The organism is Bacillus sp. FSL W8-0645 (assembly GCF_038007905.1).
Classification (GTDB): domain Bacteria; phylum Bacillota; class Bacilli; order Bacillales; family Bacillaceae; genus Bacillus; species Bacillus pumilus.
In genome coordinates, this window is record NZ_JBBOYC010000001.1 from 924,593 (window position 1) to 940,385 (window position 15,793).

Annotated in this window: 12 protein-coding genes; 8 read left to right on the forward strand and 4 right to left on the reverse strand. The window is 39.8% G+C overall.

What is annotated here, in order from left to right; genetic code table 11:
* Nucleotides 1-2 precede the first annotated feature (2 nt).
* The gene (locus tag NST39_RS04525) at nucleotides 3-1,511 is read right to left on the reverse strand and encodes a helix-turn-helix domain-containing protein (RefSeq protein WP_341027297.1); all 1,509 of its coding nucleotides are present in this window, start codon (nucleotides 1,509-1,511) and stop codon (nucleotides 3-5) included.
* A gap of 709 nt (nucleotides 1,512-2,220) precedes the next feature.
* Between NST39_RS04525 and NST39_RS04530 the strand changes: the two genes are divergently transcribed.
* The 3 genes from NST39_RS04530 to NST39_RS04540 are packed head-to-tail and all read left to right on the forward strand — an operon-like array spanning nucleotide 2,221 to nucleotide 9,310.
* On the forward strand, nucleotides 2,221-8,367 hold the full coding sequence (locus NST39_RS04530) for a SpaA isopeptide-forming pilin-related protein (RefSeq protein ID WP_341027298.1): 6,147 nt from the start codon (nucleotides 2,221-2,223) through the stop codon (nucleotides 8,365-8,367).
* Between the two features lie 21 nt (nucleotides 8,368-8,388).
* On the forward strand, nucleotides 8,389-8,991 hold the full coding sequence (locus NST39_RS04535) for a class D sortase (protein ID WP_341027300.1): 603 nt from the start codon (nucleotides 8,389-8,391) through the stop codon (nucleotides 8,989-8,991).
* Nucleotides 8,984-9,310, forward strand: coding sequence for a hypothetical protein (locus NST39_RS04540; protein WP_217013002.1), 327 nt, complete (start codon nucleotides 8,984-8,986; stop codon nucleotides 9,308-9,310). Before NST39_RS04535 ends, NST39_RS04540 begins: the two co-directional genes overlap by 8 nt.
* 53 nt (nucleotides 9,311-9,363) lie before the next feature.
* Here NST39_RS04540 and NST39_RS04545 read toward each other — a convergent pair whose 3' ends face one another.
* The 3 genes from NST39_RS04545 to NST39_RS04555 form a co-directional block, all read right to left on the reverse strand.
* On the reverse strand, nucleotides 9,364-9,678 hold the full coding sequence (locus NST39_RS04545; protein ID WP_003217878.1) for a DMT family transporter: 315 nt from the start codon (nucleotides 9,676-9,678) through the stop codon (nucleotides 9,364-9,366).
* On the reverse strand, nucleotides 9,679-10,023 hold the full coding sequence (locus NST39_RS04550) for a DMT family transporter (RefSeq protein ID WP_003217798.1): 345 nt from the start codon (nucleotides 10,021-10,023) through the stop codon (nucleotides 9,679-9,681).
* An 80-nt stretch (nucleotides 10,024-10,103) separates the two neighbouring features.
* The gene (locus tag NST39_RS04555; RefSeq protein ID WP_088001729.1) at nucleotides 10,104-10,682 is read right to left on the reverse strand and encodes a TetR family transcriptional regulator; all 579 of its coding nucleotides are present in this window, start codon (nucleotides 10,680-10,682) and stop codon (nucleotides 10,104-10,106) included.
* Nucleotides 10,683-10,855: 173 nt separating this feature from the next.
* Between NST39_RS04555 and NST39_RS04560 the strand changes: the two genes are divergently transcribed.
* The 5 genes from NST39_RS04560 to NST39_RS04580 all read left to right on the forward strand — a co-directional run bounded on the left by NST39_RS04560 (nucleotide 10,856) and on the right by NST39_RS04580 (nucleotide 15,699).
* Entirely contained in the window at nucleotides 10,856-11,404 is a 549-nt protein-coding gene (locus tag NST39_RS04560) for a VanZ family protein (RefSeq protein WP_341027302.1), read from the forward strand.
* Entirely contained in the window at nucleotides 11,401-11,865 is a 465-nt protein-coding gene (locus NST39_RS04565) for a DUF6884 domain-containing protein (RefSeq protein WP_106033159.1), read from the forward strand. The genes NST39_RS04560 and NST39_RS04565 overlap by 4 nt, the downstream gene beginning before the upstream one ends.
* 150 nt (nucleotides 11,866-12,015) lie before the next feature.
* Nucleotides 12,016-12,645, forward strand: coding sequence for a rhamnogalacturonan acetylesterase (locus NST39_RS04570; RefSeq protein WP_003217853.1), 630 nt, complete (start codon nucleotides 12,016-12,018; stop codon nucleotides 12,643-12,645).
* Nucleotides 12,646-12,799: 154 nt separating this feature from the next.
* Nucleotides 12,800-13,843: an NAD(P)/FAD-dependent oxidoreductase gene (locus NST39_RS04575; protein WP_106067558.1), complete on the forward strand. Its 1,044-nt coding sequence runs from the start codon at nucleotides 12,800-12,802 to the stop codon at nucleotides 13,841-13,843.
* Nucleotides 13,844-14,115: 272 nt separating this feature from the next.
* The gene (locus tag NST39_RS04580) at nucleotides 14,116-15,699 is read left to right on the forward strand and encodes a helix-turn-helix domain-containing protein (protein WP_341027303.1); all 1,584 of its coding nucleotides are present in this window, start codon (nucleotides 14,116-14,118) and stop codon (nucleotides 15,697-15,699) included.
* Nucleotides 15,700-15,793 lie beyond the last annotated feature (94 nt).

A 15,793-nucleotide genomic window follows, 5' to 3' on the forward strand; every position in this document is an offset into this window, starting at 1 on the left:
CATTAGTCGATCATATCAACCAATCTTGAGTGCAAGTTGTCCAATTCTTTCTTTGTTGGAAAAGAGCTGATCAGCAGCGTAGATTGTCCGAATTGAAGAGGCAGCTCAGTATCGGTCACAATCATATCGATCCCAAGTTCCTCCATCGTGACATCATTTAATGTATTCTCTGGACTTGTGAAAATGTGAATGAGAGGAGGCACGCTTAATTTAATTAAATCCGCAATAAACAAACTATGATAATAGCCTAATGTTGAAATAACAAATATGTTCAACACGTTTCTCCGTTCCATTTCCAATTGAACAAGCCCTCTCCAGGAAGACGTAATCATACGAATCAATTCCCGTTCATTTTTCACAAAAGGACCGAGGATATCGTCTGTTTTTAACTCTTGGATGATATGAGTAATCCTCGAATAGAAATAAGGAAACTGTTTTTTCACCTCTAATAAATAGCTCGATTTCTTTTTGAAAAGGAATCCATCTCTCACGGTAATTTCATTGGAATACACATAATATTGGAGAAGAACGAGTGTCATCACCTTGCGATTCGCTATTTCTTGATGAAAAATCGACTCCAATTGGTTGATAAATGAATGAATGGCATCATAAAGTCGTGGTGTATGTGACTGGAAGAACGTCAATTTTTCTTCGACAGTTTCAATTGATTTAAAGTGTCCAATAGCTGGTTCGATCAATAGCAAGAAGACAAATTCATGATGATCCAGCGTCACATCAAATACGTCTTTGGTCATTCGGCAAATATGCTCTTCCCATGTTTTGATTTGATCATAGATCCCTTTGGCTGCAGAAGTTTGTTTTTCCTCTTTCATTGAGTACGTATATTTACGGCTTATTGTGAAATTTTTCCTCATTCGGTGAATGGAAACGGCGAACCACAGGCAGTATTTATCTATCGCCACATCTGGTACATTGACTTCGATCACCTGAAATAGCTCTTGTAATAAATCAACTGCATCTTGCTTTTGAATATCATCGAATGGCCAAAGCCGGCTTCCATACACTTCAAACAAAAATTCAACAAAGAATTGACGAATCTCCTTCTCATTTCCATGGAACTGCATACTATCTGGGCGTAGCTCAATGTCATAAGAGACAAGAATCGAATTGATTTTATGAATGGTGTTATACAATGTGGATCTACTGATATTAAGCGTGTCCATCCATTCATAGAAAGACCTGTTTTGTTCGAAAAAAATGCCGTCAATTAATCGAATTTCAATCGTATCTTTTAAAATTTCCTTGATATAGTAGTCCACTCGTATCGTCTGTGTATAACAAATGGATATGCCTTGTCTCGGCTTTATGTGGATTAACGGCTCACCGTTCTCTGTTTTGAACGATTTCATTTGTTCTAAATCGCTTTGAATGGCACGAACCGAACCGATATGTTCATTCGATATCTCTTGAAGGCTCCACCACTTATTTTTGGATACAAGCAGTTTTAAAATGTTTATCCATCTCTTTGATTTATTATCAATGAGCTCCATCAAACAACTAACTCCTTCCTTTGGCTTGCCTCTATATTATGAAGTTCACTTAAAGAACATTTGATTCTCAAAATAGGCATGAAATGATTGTAATGTTTAGGCTAAATCGTTTTGTCTCCACTTTTCATGATAAAAGAGAAAAAAAAAAGACGAAAACAAATGTTATGCCCTGATTCCCCATATTTTTCATTTAAAAGGTGATAAGTAAGCCATGAATCCTATAAAAATGGATCATTTTAGATATTTCGTTTATTTTTTTGCTGTTGAAACGGTAAATGTAAGAATAAAACGCAGCAACTTTTTGATTACCATATGAAAGGGAGTAGAAAGGAATGCGATCTATATGATGCTGAACTGTCTCACCATACATACCATATGATACATGCTTGTTTCATATGAACGAACCATATGTGAGTACATGCTTATATATGCATGTACACATTATTTATTGTTCATTCCAGTATAAATAGAAAAATTCACATTTATTCTTTTCACGATCCTCTCACTATTTCCCATTTCTGTAGACCCCTATCCAGTTATTATATCCACTACTCATGTTTCCCTTTCAAGCTCATGATGATCAACTCATTTTATTCATAGGGTCTTAAGGTGCAAATTTTTAGAAAATATTTGATCAGAAGCGGAGTGATTGATCTGACAGTATACAAATGATTTTTTTATCATTGTTGAAAATTAATTTTAGAAAAGGGTGGATGTATTGAAAAGAATATTGTCATTGGCTCTCATCGCGATGTTAGTCATACAGTCTACTATATTAGGAATCTTGCCTTTAGCAGGGGCACAAGCAAAAGAAAGCCAAGAAAACATTTATGGGAATATTGAGTTTGCTGACAGCGAAGGAAACAAATTATCAAGCATGGAAGACCAGCAAGTCAGAAAGGCAATTGTCCATTGGTCGATAAAAGGTATGGATCTAAAAAAGCAACATCCCTATGTTCTCTCTCTTCCTTCAGCCATACAGGTAGAGAAGGCGCAGAAGGAACCCATTACTGTAGGTGACATACTTGTTGGTGAGTATACCGTTTCAAAACAAAATGAAGTAACGGTCATATTTAAAGAAGATGTTGAGCTTGATCCAAATTTAGAAGGATCAATAAACATCGATGTCACCAGTATAGCTGAGCCAAAAGAGAAAACAAAGCAAAAAGAGCGTGAAGAAAGCCTTCCAAAAGATGACTCAACCTCATCTGAAAAAAACGATAAGAATCAAGAAGCCGCTCAAACGAAACAAAGCGATGAAGAGGAATTACTAAAAAACAAAGTGAACGTATCTAAGCGTGTAGGGCTGCAAAGTGTTTCAAAACAAATGCAGATACAAGAAAATCTTCTCACTGATGCGAAATTAATTTTTGAAGATCAAGAAGGAAATTCAATTGATAAGCCTGACATCAACTCGCTTATTTCCATTAACTATGAGTGGGCGATCCCAAATGGTCATAGCTATAATGGCGGGGATGAATTCCATTTCAAGGTTCCAGAGGAATTAGTGATTTATGAAAAAATCGATCGTCTCGAGATGAAATTTAATCAGGCAACCATTGGTTATTTTTCTGTAGATGAGAGTGGAAATGCCTCCATCGAATTCACTGATTTTATCAAACAATTTTCAAATATCCATGGAACACTTCAAGTGTGGACGCAATTAGATCAAAAAACAGTCATTACTGAAGAAAAAGAAGTGGTCATTACCCCGATTGAAGGCAAAGATACGATATCGATCCCGATTCAATACATTCCAAATGGTCCAAACGTCTCTAAAAAGGGAGAACCAAATCGATCTTACAATGCTGAAACCATTCAATGGACAATCGATTTTAATATGGACTTAGACGATGTGAAACAAGCAAGACTTTTAGATCCGATTCAAGAAGGTCAAGCGTTAAAAAAAGATTCAATCAAGCTTTATCGTGTTGATACAAAGCTAAATGGTGAAACATCGCTTGGTCAGCTGCTTGACGAAAACCACTACACAATCGGCCAAACAGCAGATGGTCAAGATTTCACGATTGAATTTAAAGATGACGTGCATCTAGCTTACCGTTTAATGTATGAAACGGACATTACGAATCAAGATCAGTCTGCGTTTCGTAATAAAGCATCCCTTGTCTCTGCTGATAAAGTGATTAATTCAGCAGAAGGAACAGTGAATGTGACAAGAGGCAGTCCTTTAAATAAAAAAGCCGCCCACTACGACCCAGTCACACAAACAATCACGTGGGAAATTCGTTATAACTATAACGAAAAAAAGATTGCTGAAAAGGATGCTTTGCTAGAAGACTTCTTTAATGGCACACAGGCGCTGATTTCTGATTCAATTCAAGTCAAGGAAGTCACAATTGATCAGGATGGCAAAGAATCAGGAACAAAAGCATTTGAACATTATGTGGTTCAACCTCAAAAAAAGGATGAACAAAACGGGTTTTCCTTGCAATTCAATCAAGATATTCAATCGGCTTATCTCATCACATATCAAACAAAAGCAACCGAGCGGATTTTTGAAGCTGAAGACATTATCAATACTGTAACAGCTGGCAAAGAGAGCAAACAAGGGAAGCAAAGAATTGACCAGCAAATCTTAACGAAAAATCATGGAACACCGAATTACAAGAACAAGACCATTCCATGGCGTATCACCTTCAACAAAGATCAACAAACCATGAACAACGTGATATTAAAAGATACGTTTACAAACGAAGGATTGACGCTGCAAAAAGATAGTTTAAAAGTGACGACAGGTAATACAGTGCTTGAAGAAGGCACAGATTATCAAATAGTTGAACATGCAAATGGATTTGATATTCAATTTACGAAAGAAATTAAGACAGAACATACCGTCACATATACAACGTCTTTTGATTATGAAAAAAGAGCAGATAAAGATCAAAAGAACCTGCGTAACCATGTAAAGCTTGAATGGGTAAATGAAGATGGCAAGGATTTGACGAAGGAAAATCAATCTGTCTTCACGCCTGACACATACACACAGTCAAATGGGTTCAAGAACGGAACCTATGATGCAAAGAAAAAAGAGATCACATGGAATATCGGTGTGAACTATAACTTGAAACATTTAGAAGAGGCGAAAATCGAGGATTTCATTCAAGGAAATCAGCGTTTGCTTAAAGATTCAATCACCATCTACTCGCTTGATTTACAAGGCGGGGAAAATGGAGCGGAAGAAAAAGAGGTATTAGCGAAAGAACATTATGACATCAAATTCCTTGAAAATGAAAAAGGAGAATCAGGCTTCGAAGTCATTTTCAAACATGCCATTGATTCCCCATACAAAATCACGTATCAAACAAGTGTTGAAGGAATGGATTTAGTACAGAAAACCTATGAAAATAAAGCGACCCTTTATGATGGAAAGACGAAAGAATCAGACGTGAATGCTGAGGTGTCCATTCCAAATGGAGGGAAATACACGAGCAAATCAGGAAATCAACAAGGGAAAGTCATTGATTGGAAACTGAATATTAACTTTGGTCAATCAACAGTCCAAGATGCGACGATTATAGACCATCCAAGCAGTAATCAAGCGATAATAGAAAACTCATTTCATCTGTATTCAACGACAATAGATGAAAAGGGGCAAGTGACCAAAAAGGAAGAGCTGGAAAAAGGGAAGGATTATGAACTAGACCTTGAATTCGATCCAGATTCTTTTCAAATCAAATTTAAAGAAGAAATCACGAGACCATATATTTTAGAATACCAATCTCTCATTTTAGATAAGGTGGGAAGTACACTTCAAAACGAAGTAACGTTTAGAGGTGAAAATGTAAAAGAAATCAAAAAGGAATCCGAAGCCTCAATTGTGGTCAAACGCACTGCTGGCATGGGAGATGGCACAGGAGCGATTGGCGCTTTAACCATTAATAAAGTAGATGCGAGTAGTGGAAAAGCGCTAAAAGGAGCAAGCTTTTCTCTGACAGATGCTGCGAGCGGTATCGTCATTGGAACAAAGACAACAGATGAAGAAGGAGCTCTTCGATTTGATCGTCTTCTATATGGTGACTATATCGTGACAGAAGAGAAAGCACCTGATGGTTATATTAAGACGAAGGAACCAATCAATGTAACGATTGATCAGCCCTACGAATCAGGAGATCAAGCGAAAACAGGAAATAGCATGACGGTGCAGAACCAAGAAATCCGCCAGCATGTCAAGTTAACGAAAAAAGACAAAGAGACGGGTGCGGTATTAGAGAATGCAGAATTTGAACTGAAAAATGAATCTGGAGATACCGTCCGAACCCATTTGAAAACGGACGAAAAAGGAGAAATCCTTTTCAAACATCTTGAGCCAGGTTCCTATTATTTTGTTGAGACAAACGCACCGAAAGGCTATCAATTAAATCAGCAAGAATGGCCGTTCACAATCAAAGAAAATCAAACAGAAACAACGATTGTAACTGCAGTAAATGACATCATCAAAGGCTCTGTTGAATTGAGCAAAATAGGTGAAGGTGGAGAGAGACTAGAAGGTGCACAGTTCAAGCTCTTAGATCAAGACGGGCATGAGCTAAATGGTTCGCTTGTTACAGGAGAAAATGGCAAGATCACGATAAACGAACTAAGACCGGGTACGTATCAGCTCATTGAAACAAAAGCACCTGATGGTTATGTATTAGACGAAACACCAATCAAATTTGAAGTACCACTCGATCCAACAGAACCAGTCATCATTTCACAAAAGAACCTATATGAAACAAGTGCATTAGAAGTGATGAAAGAAGGGGAAGATGGTAAGAAGCTTCAAGGTGTTCGATTTGAAATCACGGATCAAAATGACGAAGTTGTACGTAAAGATTTGACAACAGATGAAGATGGGAAGCTTTTGGTCGATAACCTCAAACCGGGCAAATATCAGCTCGTAGAGACAGAGAGTATTGATGGTTATCAAAAGAAAAATAAACCTTATCCGTTTACCATCGAAATCGCACAAAAAACACCGGCAGAGATCAAAGTGATCAATGATCTCAAAACTGGAGCTGTCCAGCTCACGAAGCTTGGTGAAAAGAATGAAGTGCTTGAAGGAGCAGAATTCAAGCTTGTAGATGCAAATGGAAAAGAGATGAAAACAGGTCTCGTCACTGATCAGAACGGGGAAATCATCGTCAACGATCTTAAACCTGGAACCTATCAGTTTGTTGAAACGAAGGCTCCATTCGGTCATGAGCTTGACAAAACACCTGTCACTTTTGCTATTCCATTTAACCCTCAGAAGCTGGTCAGTGTGACAAAAGAAAATGGCCGCACAACAGGCGGAGTGCTGTTACACAAAAAAGGCGAAGATGGGAAATCATTAGAAGGGGTTGTCTTTGATCTATCTGATGCCAAAGGAAAGATAGTGGCAGGAGGAGAAGGGATTACAACCAATCAGGATGGAAAAATCACCTTCACAGGTCTAAAACCTGGAACCTATCAATTTGTTGAAAGAAAGAGTCTTGAAGGCTATGAATTGAGTGCGAAACCACTTGTCTTTCAAGTTGAATTAGGTCAAAAAGAACTGATTCAAGTGGAGGCCATCAATCAGCTCAAGAAAGGTTCTGTAGAACTAACAAAAATAGGGGAAGAAAAAGAAAGATTGAAAGGCGCAGAATTTACACTTTTCAATGACGATGGTAAAGAATTGATGTCAGGTTTAACAACCAACGAGAAAGGCATCATCACTGTCAACGATTTGAAACCAGGCGCTTACCAATTGGTTGAAACGAAGGCTCCTTTTGGACATAAACTTGATGCAGAACCAGTAGACTTTAAGATTGATTTCAATCCAAATCAACTGGTAAAAGTGACAAAAGAAAATATTCGGACGACAAGTGCTGTGAAGCTTCAGAAAAAAGGGGAGGATGGTCAGCTGCTCGCTGGCGTGACCTTTGACCTGATTGATGCGCACGATCAGCGTGTGAAGAAAGAATTAAAGACAGACAAAAACGGTCAACTGACAGTCGATCAACTGAAGCCAGGAACCTATCAATTTGTCGAAACAGCAAGCATTGCCGGCTATGAATTGGATCAGACACCTGTCTCATTTACGATCCGTTTAGGTCAAGACAAACCAGCAAAAGTAGAAATGATCAACAAACTGACGCCGGGGGCAGTGGAACTGACCAAAGTGGATGATGAGGGACATACGCTCGAAAATGCAGAGTTTGCTCTTCTGAGTAAAGAAGGGAAAACGTTGAAGAAATCACTTGTAACGGACCAGAAAGGAAAGCTTCGCATCAACGATCTAAAACCGGGAGAATATCAATTCGTTGAAACGAAAGCACCTCATGGCTATCAATTGGATCATAAGCCGATCCTGTTTACAATTGAGAAAAATCAGCAGAAGCCACTTCAATTAACAGCGAAGAATCACTTGATCTTAGGAAGTCTGCGTATCATAAAGGTAGACCAGCAGACAGATAGAACTTTAAAAGGTGCAGCCTTTGACATTCGTACAAAAGCCGGGAAAACCATAAAATCTGTGACAACAGGAAACGACGGAGAAGCCATTGTCAAAGGGCTTAAACCTGGTGAATATACACTCACAGAGACGAAAGCTCCAAATGGTTATGTAGCTTTAAAGAAACCACTCATCTTTACAATTCAAATGGGCGAAATGGAGATCAAGACAATGATTGTGAAAAATGCTCCAGTGAAGAATGAAGAGGACCACACGAATCCTCCAGCCTCACCTAAAGGGGATCAACATCCACCTCATGACTCAAACGGTGAGCTGCCAAAGACTGGAGAAGAATGGCTGCGTTATATGATGTATGCAGGGATTTTACTAGTAGTTTCTGGAACTGTTCTTCTTGTTCTTAGAAGAAGACCCATTCAGTAAAAGGAAGGAACGAGTGTATTGATGAAAAAAAGAACCTTATTAGGCAGCTTTTTGGTGGTCGCGGGGCTAATCCTCATCTCCGTTCCTTTTATATATGAGTGGCGAACTTCTCAAGAGACAGCAGCAATGGAACAGGCATTAAAGATGATTGAAGAAAATGACAGTGATGCCCTTTCTTCTATTCCACATCTAACTGTGTCAGAAGAAGACCTTCGAGATGTGATGGAGCTAGAGATCCCGTCAATTGATTTAAACGAAAAAGTGCTTCCTGTTACATCAAAAGAAAATTTAGGTATTGCACTGACTCAGATCAAATCTCATCAAATGCCAGGTGAAGGGAATTTCACGATTGCAGGCCATAGAGGGTATAGAGGCGATCGGCTTTTCAGGCAGCTGCCAGAGGTGCCGAAAGGAGAAAAAGTCGTCTTACATTATCAAGCGGAAACATATGAATACAAAATTGTCAGCTCAGCTACGATTGAACCGACGGACGTTGATGTACTAAAGGATCGCGGGGAAAATGAACTGACATTGATCACTTGTACTCTTGATGGTCAGAAACGATTTGTCTTAAAAGGAATACGAATCAATGCTTCAAAGGGTGAGCAACCGTCGGATGTATAACATCAACATAATAGATGATGGGTACAATGGAAGAGCAGCGTGGACGACCGACATGTTACACCAAATGTTATCAGAGCATTATCCAACATTAAAAAACGAACGTTGGGATGTTGATGTAGATACAATTCGGACTTCGCCTATTCTTCATCCTATATTGAAAAAAAAGCTTCCAATTGGTATCGAAAAATTCACCTGTGTTTTGTTCACGCAGCAGACAGCAACTTTTGGAGAACCTTTGATTGTGTACTTTTTATTAGATGAAAAAGGCGAATCGATTTACGCAATGGATCTCTTGCTCGAGCAGCAAGATACCCATTAAACGAGAACTAAAAAAGGAAGGGGCTTTGACTCCCTTCCTTTTTTGTCATTCAATCACGCAAACAACTTCAGCCCAACCACACCAATCACAATCAGCAGCAAGCTGAGTATACGAATCATGTTCTTCGGCTCTTTAAATAGAATCATATTAAACAAGACAGAGCCCGCCGTTCCAAGTCCAATCCAGACCGTATAGGCAACAGATACTTGAACGGAAGAGAACGAGGCATATAAAAACAAAAAGGATAAGGCAAATCCGCCGACAAATAAAATGCCTGTCGTGATTTGCTTTTTCTTACTAAACATATTGAGGCCAATGGTTCCGCCGATTTCGCAGGCAGAGGCTAATAGTACAAAAAACCAACCCATTTATACCGCTTCTCCTTTCTGCTCATGTGCATCTCCATCAGACACTTTTAGACCAATAATGCCGAGAATTAAAATGCCCATAAATAAGAGCTTTTCTAATGAAAACGAACCGCCGAACAGCGCGTAATCCATCAAAGACGTACCAATCGTTCCAACTCCGGCAAACACGGCGTACACGGTCCCTGTCGGCAGCTTCTCGCAGGCTTTCATTAAAAAATAAAAATCAACCGGGATCAGGCAAATAATGATCGCCCACTCCCACACAGCATCAGCTCTATTTAAACCAAACACCCAAAGTAATTCGAATAAACAAGTGAGTGCGACATACATCCAGCTTTTTTTCATCGTATTTCCTCCTAAAACTAAAAACTGACGATTCGTCATTTCGAAACCAAAAAAGAGCGTACAGCAAGTGCTGTACTAAGTTAAGATGTCTCTATGCCAAGTGCGTAAAGAAGAAATTGCTTCACCTCTCGCTTTTGAATCAGAACCTCTTCTGTATCTGTTTCTGTAAATAAGTACATTTGCTCAGCAGACGATTCAAGTAAACCGATAATGAATTTGGCTGCATATTGACAGTTCAAATTCGCACGAACCCTTTTGTCCTGCTTTGCTTTTTCTAAAAAAGCAGCGACCCATTTGTAAATCGGCTCATAAATATCTTCCCATTCCTTTAAATGCTCCGTGGCAGCTAAACCTGAGTAGGTCAGAGCAAGGACGTCACGGTATTGTCTTGTAAAAGAGAAGATGAATTCAACAAGCGCATCTGCTTGATCGAGGACATCCGCATGCTGAGTCAATTCCTTTTCAATAGCTGGGACCATCTGCGAGATGAGATGTTCTGCGATAGCAGGCATGACAGACAGCTTTGAAGGAAAATATAGATAGTATGTTCCTTGCGCCACTCCTGCTGCTTTCACAATATCCGAAATGGTCGTCTTTTCGATTCCTTTTTCTTTAAACGCGTCAATGGCAGCAAGCATAATCTTTTCTCGTTTCGACACATCATCACCGACCTTAAATGACTGAATGTCAGTCAGTTTAGCGGGAAACTGACGATTTGTCAATATGGGTGTCTCGTTATTGAATAGGAGAATAAGTGATGAATAGATGCGGGCAGGCCTGAATAAGCTGTAAATATGGTCAAGCATCATGTGAGAAAGGGGCAGCTCTCCGTATGACATTCAGTGCGATGTTTTCCATTGCTTATTTTCTCTTGCTCGTCCCGCTCTATTTACATATGAGATACAGACAGGCGAAAAAGCAAAAACGATTTATCTATTTACGAACAGAAATCGTTCTTGCCTGTCTGTTTATGTATACGAATGTTTTATTGTATTTGACGGTCTTTCCTAATCGTTTTTCCGCACCAAGGGATCAGGTGAGTGTCAACCTCGTGCCTTTGCAGTCCATTTATCAAAATCTCCATGCCTATCATCACGGCTATCCCAATCTTGTTTTTTTAAATTTGGCAGGGAACATTTTGTTATTTGTGCCACTTGGTTTTTTTCTCTATCAAGCATTCCGAACCATGCGCTGGCAAAAGGCGATTCTTGCTGGCTTTTTCTTGTCAACCATGATTGAAGTGCTTCAATGGGTTTTCTCGCAATCTGGTATGATTACAAGAAGCAGCGATATTGATGATATTCTCTTAAATACACTCGGCACAGCGCTAGGTTGTATGTTGTATCGGATGTATCGACGAAGGAAGGAGAAAATCAAGTGAAGCGAGTATGTATCATTCCATGTGGGGCGAAGAAAATTTGGGACGTCCATCCAGAAGCAGGGAGCCAGCCGGCGAACCTCGTTTATTTAAGTCCACTGCATCAGCGTACGAAAAGCTATGCCCAAACGTTCTTTTCAGACTGGCTGATCATATCAGCGAAGCATGGATTCTTAAAAGCAGATGAAATCATTCATGAAAATTATGATGTGGCTTTTGGTACACCGCATGCTGATCAGATGACAAGAGAAGCACTAAGTGAGCAATTTCATGAAAAACATCTCACTGCATATGATGAACTAGTGATACTAGGTGGAAAGAAATATCGAAAGGTGATCGATCCTTTATTACTTCCTCATCAAACAGCGATTTATCCGCTAGCTCCATATAAAGGAATTGGCTATATGCTTCAGGCATTAAAGCAAGCCGTTGAGACAAAAGTAGAACTTCCGCCGCATATTTAACGTATTCACATCTACCGGTAAGCAGGGTTTTGATCATTAAAAAGAGAATGAATGAAGTAGCGATGCTGATTGTTTCATATCTTTTCAGCAGCCACTTGGATGTCCGCATCGCTTATAAAAGTGGCTATATGAACAAGGGGGCGTATGAACATGACAACCATCTATTTAGCTGGTGATTCAACCGTTGCATCTTACCCGGATCGTCCTGTTCAAGGAGGATGGGGAGAGTTTTTACATCGCTATACAGCGCAAGGCGTGAGCGTCGACAACCGCGCAATCGGTGGAAGAAGCTCAAAAACATTCATTGAAGAAGGACGGCTTGATAAAATATTGGCTGACATTCAGCCTGGGGACTGGCTGCTTACACAAATGGGGCACAATGATGCTTCAACGGAGAAGCCTGAACGGCATACAGACCCTTTCACGACGTATAAAAGCTATTTGTCTCAATATATTCACGGAGCAAGAGCAAAAGGAGCTACACCGCTTTTATTAACGCCAGTCGGCCGCTTTCATGAAAAAGACGGAGAATATATCAATGACTTCCCTGATTACTGTGCCGCTATGAAAGAACTAGCTGATGAAGAAGAAGTCCTTCTTGTTGATTTAAATACGGCAAGCCTTCAATTTTATCAAATTTCTGGCATAGAGAAAACGACTTCTTACTTTATGCTGTCAACAGGCGTAGAGGATCGCACGCACTTTACAAAAGAAGGAGCAGATGCGATTGCAAGACTTGTTTCGCTTGAATTAAAAGACCTTGGATTAACGATTGTGTGATGGATGACAGGACGAGAAAGAGCTCGTCCTGTTCTTTTTTTTGCAGAAAGCTATTGATTCCCTTCACCAGAGTAGACTACAATAGGTACATATGATAATGAGAATCAATATCACTTGTAAATAGATCAATCGATGAAAAACTGGAGGGACTCAAATGACAGAGCAGCTTGAATTGTTTGACGTCACCATTATTGGCGGCGGTCCAGCAGGAATGTACACCGCCTTTTATAGTGGGATGCGGGATTTAAAGACGAAGGTACTGGAGTATAACGAAAGCCTTGGTGGGAAAATCCTACTGTATCCAGAGAAAGTCATTTGGGATGTAGGTGGATTAGTGCCAACAAGAGGAGAGCAATTAATTAAACAGCTTGAACAGCAAGCCAAAACATTTGAACCTGTCATTGCATTAAATCAAAAAATAACAGACTTTCATCGCTTAGAAGATGGAAATATATTGATTACGTCCGAAAATGGTGATCGTCATTTAACCAAAACCTTGATTCTGGCAATGGGGCATGGTATTCCAGTTCAAAGAAAGCTGGAGGTTGAAAATGCAGATCGCTATGAAGTAACAAACCTTTATTATACGGTTCAGGAGCTCAAAACCTTCGCTGGAAAAAGAGTCGTCATCTCTGGGGGCGGCGATTCTGCGGTGGATTGGGCAAATGCCCTTGTGCCAATTGCGAAAAGTGTCACTGTTATACACCGCAGAGATATGTTTGGTGGACATGAAAAAAACGTGGCGAATATGAAAGCATCAAGTGCACGTATTTTAACCCCACATGAATTAACTGACCTACATGGTAACGGAAAAGAAATCGAAGCTGTCACTGTTCACCATTTAGAAACAGGTGAAAAAGAACGTATTGAAACAGACGCAGTCATTGTCAACCACGGCATGAAAGGCGATTTAAGTGTTCTTGCAGAATGGGGATTAAAGCAAGGTGAATGGGGGCTCATTGAAGTGAATGAGCAGATGGAGACCAATTTACCAGGTGTGTATGCAGTAGGTGATTTATGTACACATAAAAGCAAGGTCCGCTTGATTGCAGGAACGTTTGTAGATGGTGTGAACGCACTAAATAGTGCGAAATTATATATCGAACCAGATGCGGAGAAAGTGGCGTATGTATCTTCTCATAATGAACGTTTTAAGGAAAAAAACAAAGAATTGCTGGCAGCCGGTGCGGATCGCTAAAAAAAACAAAACAAGAAGGGTGGTGCCGCAACGGCATCACCTCAGATTGTTGACAAAGGGCTAAAATGATTTTTATTTTAGCCCTTTGTCTTCTTTTCAGCGTGAATTGAAAACCCTTGAAGTCTAGGAAGATTGAGCACTGGAGCGGAGCGAATTCAACATTCGTGAGCACCAGCGCGCAGATCTGACAACGAATGCGAGGGTTTGTCTACACGCTGGGGTGGTGCCACAACGGCATCACCTTTTTTATCGCTGAAAGGAGGTATCTGAAGATGAACGCACAAATGGAAACGATGCTACATGTGAAAAAGAAAATTCAGATGTGTCTGAAAGCAAAACAAACGAACAGATGGCAGACAAAATCTCCAAGCGTTTTAACAGCTGATGGTACCGTTGTCATTCAGCTAGAAGGAATGGAGTACGAGCTTGACGGTGGGGATAGCCTGTTTATACGATCTCACATCCCTGTTGTCATCCGTTCTTTATCTAATCAGCAAGTCACAGTCTTTGCTGTTTCATTTGAACATTACATGCTCACAAATGATGCTGATGATGAATTAATTTATAAAATCAATTATGATACCCTGCCTGATAACGGGCAAGTGGTGATGGGCTCACCGGTATTATTTCATCATATTAAACGTTTAAGTGATCCCTCTTATTCAGAAAGTAGCCAAGTGAAGCTACTAAGGCTAGTACTGCAAATATTCCAGCAACAAAATGAGAAAACAACTCATGCTGATCATTATTCAATTCAAATGATTCTTCAATACATTGCAGAGCATTACCAACAAGAACTGACCCGTAAGGATTTAGCACATAAAATGGGCTTTAATGAAAGCTATTTCTCAACTTTTTTTAAGAAAAGCGTTGGGATGAGTGTTACAGATTATATTGCACAAATTCGAATAGATGAAGCAAAAAAGCTATTGTTCAAAACCGATGAACAGGTTCAGGCGATTGCACAAAGAGTAGGCTATACTGATAGCCTCTATTTCAGCAGAAAGTTTCGTCAAAAAACGGGCAGATCGCCTAGTCAGTATCGACTGAGTCGCCAACCAAAACGAATTGCCGCTTTTCAGTTTGTAGGCTCTCTGCTTGCGCTCGGAGTGAAACCAATTTGCATGGAAGAAGATATTGCTCTTTATTCAGATCTGCTTCAAGGTCAACTCAGTGATGTCTTCGTCATTCATGAACATACATCTGACGACGTTTTGAAGGACATGAACTTAGACCTCATTTTAATGCCTGATTATTTCTATACAAATATAGAATGGATGAAACGCATGGAGAAAATCGCTCCTGTGCTTGTTTTTCCATATAGTCGCCTGAGTCCTGTAGAGGAGGTACTTTGTTTAGGTAGCCTCATCGGAAGGAGCGAAGAAGCAAAGCAATGGGTGGAGCGTTATGAGAAGCAAGCACAGAAGGAAAGAGAGCGCTTGACGCCATTTTTGAAAAAAAAGGAAACGGTTGCTTTATATGAAGTAAGGGGACATGACAAGGTGTATATGTGGTCTTTTCATGCGAGAGGAGCAATCAACCTATATAAAACGTTGGAGTTGAAGCCCCCTGAAGCCATTCAAGAGGAGGTGCTGAAACCTGATAAACATGTTGTGATTCCGCTTGAGCGTTTAGCAGATTATGCAGCAGATCATATGTTTTTTATTGTGGCTGTTCGAAATGGATGGTACAGACATATGGACAAACGTATGAAGGAAAGTGATGTCCTGCGTAATTTACCCGCAGTGCAAAATGATACATTCTACCTGTTAAAACTAGAAGAATTTAGATTTGGTGAAGGGGAACGAGCGATAGAAATCATGAAACGATTCTCTCAATTTTTAATAAAAGAATAAGTGTTTCTAACAATTGTCCATAAACAAGTTATGACGATTATCCATAGACCGATAGACAAGCGGTTGATAGAATACGAGAGACAAATAAATGATA